Origin of the sequence: Paraburkholderia sp. RL17-383-BIF-A, from assembly GCF_046028015.1 — a bacterium.
Classification (GTDB): Bacteria; Pseudomonadota; Gammaproteobacteria; order Burkholderiales; family Burkholderiaceae; genus Paraburkholderia.
In genome coordinates this window covers 177,482-183,639 of the sequence record NZ_JARESR010000013.1, presented here as the reverse complement: position 1 = coordinate 183,639, position 6,158 = coordinate 177,482, and the positions used below count along the sequence as shown (strand labels likewise).

At 57.0% G+C, this 6,158-nt stretch carries 5 protein-coding genes; 3 read left to right on the top strand and 2 right to left on the bottom strand.

The annotated features are described in order from the left end of the window. Positions 1–94: 94 nt before the first annotated feature. The 3 genes from P0D71_RS17580 (at position 95) to P0D71_RS17570 (ending at position 4,340) form a co-directional block, all read left to right on the top strand. On the top strand, positions 95–520 hold the full coding sequence (locus P0D71_RS17580) for a 3-hydroxyacyl-CoA dehydrogenase family protein (protein WP_408481268.1): 426 nt from the start codon (positions 95–97) through the stop codon (positions 518–520). Positions 521–1,139: 619 nt separating this feature from the next. After that, positions 1,140–2,450: an MFS transporter gene (locus tag P0D71_RS17575; RefSeq protein WP_408481252.1), complete on the top strand. Its 1,311-nt coding sequence runs from the start codon at positions 1,140–1,142 to the stop codon at positions 2,448–2,450. Between the two features lie 171 nt (positions 2,451–2,621). Next, entirely contained in the window at positions 2,622–4,340 is a 1,719-nt protein-coding gene (locus tag P0D71_RS17570; protein WP_408481250.1) for a tannase/feruloyl esterase family alpha/beta hydrolase, read from the top strand. 408 nt (positions 4,341–4,748) lie between these two features. Here P0D71_RS17570 and P0D71_RS17565 read toward each other — a convergent pair whose 3' ends face one another. Further along, positions 4,749–5,135, bottom strand: a complete 387-nt coding sequence (locus P0D71_RS17565) for an aldehyde dehydrogenase family protein (RefSeq protein WP_408481248.1) — start codon at positions 5,133–5,135, stop codon at positions 4,749–4,751. A 185-nt stretch (positions 5,136–5,320) separates the two neighbouring features. Then, the gene (locus tag P0D71_RS17560; RefSeq protein WP_408481246.1) at positions 5,321–6,070 is read right to left on the bottom strand and encodes an SDR family oxidoreductase; all 750 of its coding nucleotides are present in this window, start codon (positions 6,068–6,070) and stop codon (positions 5,321–5,323) included. Between the last annotated feature and the right edge of the window lie 88 nt (positions 6,071–6,158).

Genomic DNA, 6,158 nt, shown 5'->3' with positions numbered 1-6,158 from the left:
TTGCATCGCACGCAAGGCCGTTTTGCGCTGTGCACGATGTGTATCGGCGTTGGCCAGGGTATTGCGATCGCGATTGAACGGGTCTGAGGTCAATATGCGAGACTTCCAAAATCCTCGGATTGGCATAGTGGGTTCCGGGGCTATGGGGCAAGGTATCGCTCAGATTGCCGCAGTTGCCGGCCTGAAAGTCAGATTGATGGATATGGACCCGGCTGCATCGTCACGGGCCATCCGCGATTCTGGAGGCTTCATTGGACAACGTATCGTCGCCTCTGTCGTCAACACCGCCTGCGAGATTGCCCAGCAAAGAATCGCCACACCGCACGATATCGACGCTGCGGTTCGCCTGGGCCTTGGCTACCCGTTAGGTCCCCTCGCCTTCGGCGACACCGTTGGCGCAAAGCGGATCTTTGCAGTGTTGAAGGGTCTGATGGATGTATATGGCGATCCGCGTTACCGCCCTGGCGTGTGGCTGGCGCGTCGCGCCGCCTTGGCCATTCTGTTGAATGTTCCCGACTGAGAGAACGGAAACAGCTCGCCGACCGATCGCCATGCAGTTCGGAGCGGTCTCGTGACCGCTCCTGTTGGAATCCCTTTGCTATGGGTTCGTCACGCTGTCAGCTCTTCCGCAGGACAGGCGCCGGTTGCTGCAGTCCACGCCCAAATTGCTCCAGACGGGCTGGAGCTGACTACACGCCATTACGACCAGCAAGGGCAAGGGCCACCCTTCAACAAGTCCGCCAGCCTCTATTACTGCCGGGCCCGAGTCTTACGGGTAACGATTGCGCTTTGCTCTACACACGCCCCCAAACTGGTTGGATCGTGGCGGATCTAGGTGCAAACGTTCGCTGCATATATAAATCATAAATTTCATTTCGACAATCGCACCCTACTCGTTCTGACACAAAACCCCATTTCAGGGGCCCCCGATGTCTTGTCAACAGCCTAGAAGCGGACACCTAGGACGAAGATTCACGATTACCCTATCAGCGTCAATCCCGATCAAAATTCCATTCATGCATCACGCGATTCGCCTATAAAATGCACACAGAATGCGATGCCAGTGCGACTGTGCGCTCGAAATTCTTAGCATTCGGTCGACGTTAAAACTAGCGCGACATACACCGGAGACAAACGCAATGTCGACCTCACCGTTATCGAATGCCGAGATAAAGGCTGCCGAGTCTCAGAACAGCAGCGCGCGAATCTTGTTCGCGAGCTTTATCGGAACCGCCATTGAATTCTACGATTTCTACGTATACGCGACGGCGGCCGCTCTAGTCATTGGGCCAGTATTTTTCCCGCACGGTTCAGCAACAGCTCAGGCGCTGTCCGCATTCGTGACGTTCGGGATCGCTTTTATCGCCCGCCCCATCGGATCATTTCTATTCGGTCACTTCGGCGACCGCATCGGTCGAAAGTCGACGTTGGTTGTTTCGCTTGTGGTGATGGGAATCTCGACCACATTGATCGGCCTTCTTCCTGGCTACAACTCGATCGGCAGCGTCGCGCCCATCCTGTTGTGCGTGCTTCGCTTTGGTCAAGGAATAGGCTTGGGCGGCGAATGGGGCGGAGCCTCATTGCTCGCCACTGAAAATGCCCCGACTGGTAAGCGAGGCTGGTATGGAATGTTCCCCGCACTTGGACCTTCGATCGGATTCCTCGCATCAAACGGACTTTTTTTCGCACTCTCCTTTACTCTTACCGATGTCCAGTTCAAGAGCTGGGGCTGGCGGGTGCCGTTCCTTGTAAGCGCAGTACTGGTTGTGCTGGGTCTATATGTGCGTCTCAAGATTGCGGAGACACCTGCTTTCCGGGCTGCGATCGAGAAGCGTGAGCGCGTGAAAGTCCCAGTGGCAGAATTGCTCTCGCGCCACTGGTTGCCCACCATTCTCGGCGCGCTTGCCATGGTCCCGTGCTACACGTTGTTCTATAACGCGACAACATTTTCCCTTTCTTACGGAGTGTCGGTTCTACATATTCCACGGCAGACTTTCCTTGGGCTTCTCTGTATCGCGGTGGCTTTCATGGCTCTGGCAACACCGCTTTCGGCGTGGGCCTCAGACCGTCTTGGAAGAAAGCCGGTGATGATTGCTGGCATCCTCGCTGCAATTGCTTCCGGGTTCCTGATGAATCCTCTGCTTGGAAGCGGTTCGACCGGTCTTATCCTGTTGTTCCTCGTAATCCAGCTGTTTTTGATGGGAACGACGTTCGCGCCAATGGGCGCCTTGCTACCGGAGTTGTTTCCAACAAATGTTCGCTATACCGGCGCTGGGGTGTCATATAACCTCGGGGGGATTCTGGGCGCATCCGTGGCTCCTTACATCGCCCAACTTCTGGCCGCGCAAGGCGGTCTCTCGTGGGTAGGCTTCTACGTATCGATTGCGTCGGCAGTCGGACTTGTCGGCATGCTTGCGATGAAGGAGACAAGGAACATTTCGCTTTCCTGATATAGCGACCAGCGGAGACGAAATTAGGATGCCAAGCGCAGATTCGACTGCACTTGAGTAACTTCCGGTTAGGAGTCGATTCAATCAAACACTTAAATCATTGTAGTTTGGCATCCTATTTAATTGGATAGATCGACAGACCGCTTAATGATATGGTTTATGGAGACAGGGATGACAATCAGAGACTGTGAGCAACCTGGCCTGACAGCGAGAGAACTTGAGGGTATTTCGATGGTGTCATGCCTGGCGGCGGCGTCGATAATACTATCGAGCTGTGGCGGTCACGTTGACAACAATTCCAACAACAATTCAACGATCACGCCTACAACCAGCGCACAGGTGCCGTGTGAAACACTTACCAATGTCGCGATCCCCGCTGGTATTGTGCAAAGTGCGCAGTCGATAGCAACCGGGAGTTACACCCCGCCTGGCCAGAACACCCCTATCACAGGGCTTCCGGCTTTCTGCCGCGTGACAGCACTGATGCAACCGACGCCAGATTCGCATATCAACGTGGAAATCTGGCTACCACAGGCCGGCTGGAACAGCCGATTCCTAGCCACAGGTAACGGCGGTGGTGCCGGTTCTATTGCATACAGCACAGGAATCGCCATGGGGCTTCAGCGCGGCTTCGCGTCGGCAAATACTGACTTGGGGACGTCCCCTAATATCAACAATATGGTGGGACATCCGGAACGTTGGAATGATTTCGGATACCGCGCAAATCACGAAATGACGATCGCCGCGAAGGCAATTGTGAGTGCATACTACAAGACCGGTCCCAAAACATCTTATTTTTCAGGGTGCTCCACTGGCGGACAGCAGGCGCTTTCCATAGCTCAACGATACCCCAACGACTACAACGGCATTATCGCCGGTGCGCCCGCATTCAATCGTACGCACCTGAACGCGATGTTCTCCTGGAACCTCAAGGCTCTGAACGCGCCAGGCGCCAAAGTCAGTCAGGGGAAACTGGACATGGTGACAAGGAGCGTCGTTGCGGCGTGTGCTGGAAAAGATGGCGGCGCACCGACCGACGGCTTCCTCACGGATCCGCGACAGTGCAACTTTAACCCGGACACACTGCCGAAATGTTCAAACAGCGATGACGACACATGCCTCACGGCCGCACAACTGACGGCGCTAAAGGCGACCTATGCAGGGCCGACTAACCCCTCGACAGGCGAACGGATTTTTTCTGGTATGCCATTTGGCACAGAGAACCTGCCGTTATCGCTTGTGAATCAGGGGGACGCTACAACATGGCCTGCTCAACAGCTCTATGACCTCGTCTGGACCTTCGGTACAGGTTACGATTATCTGTCGTTTGATTTTGATCACAACATGGACACGGTCGACGCATTGCTTGCACCGCCATTGAACGCGAACAGCGCTGATCTGAATGAGTTCAAGTCCAACGGTGGAAAGCTGATCATGTACGGCGGTAGTGCGGACCCGGGAGTTCCCTTTCCGTCCGAGATTGAATACTACGAACGCGTTGTGCGGGATCAGGGCGGCGATCTGGCCGGCACACAAGGGTTTTTCCGGTACTACGTAGCGCCAGGTATGGGACACTGCGCTTCAGTCGGCGGGGGACCGGGCGTAGGCGAGTTTGGGCAGTCTTACGCAACCTATCTTCCGCCTGACAAAACACATGACGTTCTATTACAGCTCGTCGATTGGGTTGAAAACAAGACGCCGCCTGGGCCGCTAGTCGCGAGTAAGTACAGTACGGGAGTAAATCCCCAGCCGGTGATGCAGCGCCCCCTTTGCGCCTATCCGCAACTGCCTGTCTACCAAGGCGGAGATGCAAACCAGGCGAGCAGCTTTGTGTGCAAGGACGCGCAGCGTGGGGGAGTGCAGACGCCTGCTCCCCGCTATCTGAACTAACTGTTAAAAATTGGACACTTCCTCCCGCGTGGCTGAATATTGCGCGCGGGACGGACATACTGCCAAAAGGGAACCTTCCTGCGGCGGGGGCTGACAGCGGATATTTGCATGGGCGAAGGGACCGAGCGGCAACGGGCCCTTCTCACTCGAACCTACCCTGGCACGCCCTGGTAACCTGATTCAACATCGTCGAGGAGTGAAGCCGCGACAATATTGGCGGGCGAAATCCGACATCGACTTCCACCCATCGCGTCTCTTCAGGCAGTTCACACTCCGCTTTCGACGGGCTTGTCCAAGGAAGCGACCTCCCCTTCATTCGCGAGCAGCGCGCGCTTGCGGACGTATCGCATGATACTCGTGGCGCCATAACGGGAGCCGCCCATTGCCGACTTCTTGAACGCGGTTTTCTCACCGTCGAACATCTTCGGTGTCGTCGCTAAAACACATGACCGGCACGATCGGGCCAAATGTTTCCTCCGTCATCAGCGTCATCGTGTAGTCGACGTTAGTCACGATAGTCGGATCGATCCACACCGCGCCGTTCACGCGCTCGCTCCTGCCGCCGAGCACGATCGATGCACCCTTTTTCACCGCATCATCCAATTGGCCGTCGATGATGGCCGCCTGTCTGTCGAAAATCATCGGGCCGTAATGGCCGCCGTCGCCCGCGGCATTGCTGCGCTTGAGTGCGGCCGCCTGCGCGCGGAATTCCTCGACGAGCGAGTCATACAGCGAGTCGTGTGCATAGACACGTTCGATTGCATAGCAGACTTGCCCTGAGTTGGACGATGGCATCCAACTGGTCGGGTGCGCGCCCCTGGCGGCACAGTCAAGCCGAGTGCCGCGAGATCCTTTGCAATCTGAAGACCGATTCCTCGATTCGCCCCGGTTAAGAGAGCAACGGGTTTGTTCTGCATGGCAATCTCCTTTTCGTTACACACTCGCGCGCGTGCAAGCCTCGTTCTATCCGTCCCGCCGGGTCAGCGAACTTCAGCCGCCCATGCCTCGGCATCCGCACCGGCCGGGATGCGCATTGGGGATGACGGGTCCGTCGCGGCGCGCCACACGGCTTCGGCGACGTCCGCTGCCCGGATGATGGGCGAAGACGCGTCCTGCAACCCCGCGACAACTCTGCCGGCGAGATCCGCGTATGACACGTGGTCGAAACCGTGTATGCGGGTTCGCGCGTTCTCGCCGAACCGGGTGTCGGGCGCGCGGCCTGGCAGTACCAGCCGGACCCGCACGCCGAACGGCTCGACTTCGAGCGCCGTGGACTCTGTAAATGCGTTAACCGCAGCCTTGCTCGCGCTATAAGCCGCGATTAGGGGCAGCGCCTTCAGCGTGACGCTCGACGTGACATTCACGACAACCCCAGCCTGACGCTGCCGGAACTGGCGCAGCACCGCTTGCGTCAATGCGATCGTGCCGAAGGTGTTGGTCTCGAAAATGTCGCGCACTGTCGCCATCGGGATCAGTTCCGCGGGAGAAGCCGCGCCAAAGCCCGCATTGTTGACGAGCACGTCGATCGGGCCAGCCGCCACGACAGCTTTGCGGATGCTTTCCGGATCTGTGACGTCGAGCGCCAGCACGCGCAAGCGATCTGAACGCGGCAGCACGTCAGCGCGTGGCGTGCGCATCGTGGCCACGACTTGCCAGTCACGGGTCAGAAAATAACGGGCGATTTCGAGGCCGAATCCGGAAGAGCAACCGGTGATCAGGACAGTTTTCATGAGAACTCCTGGGTGAGGTGGTTTGCGTATCCCCTTACGATAGACCGCCGGGACCGTACTCACTACAATCTAGAATCCGAATTTCATT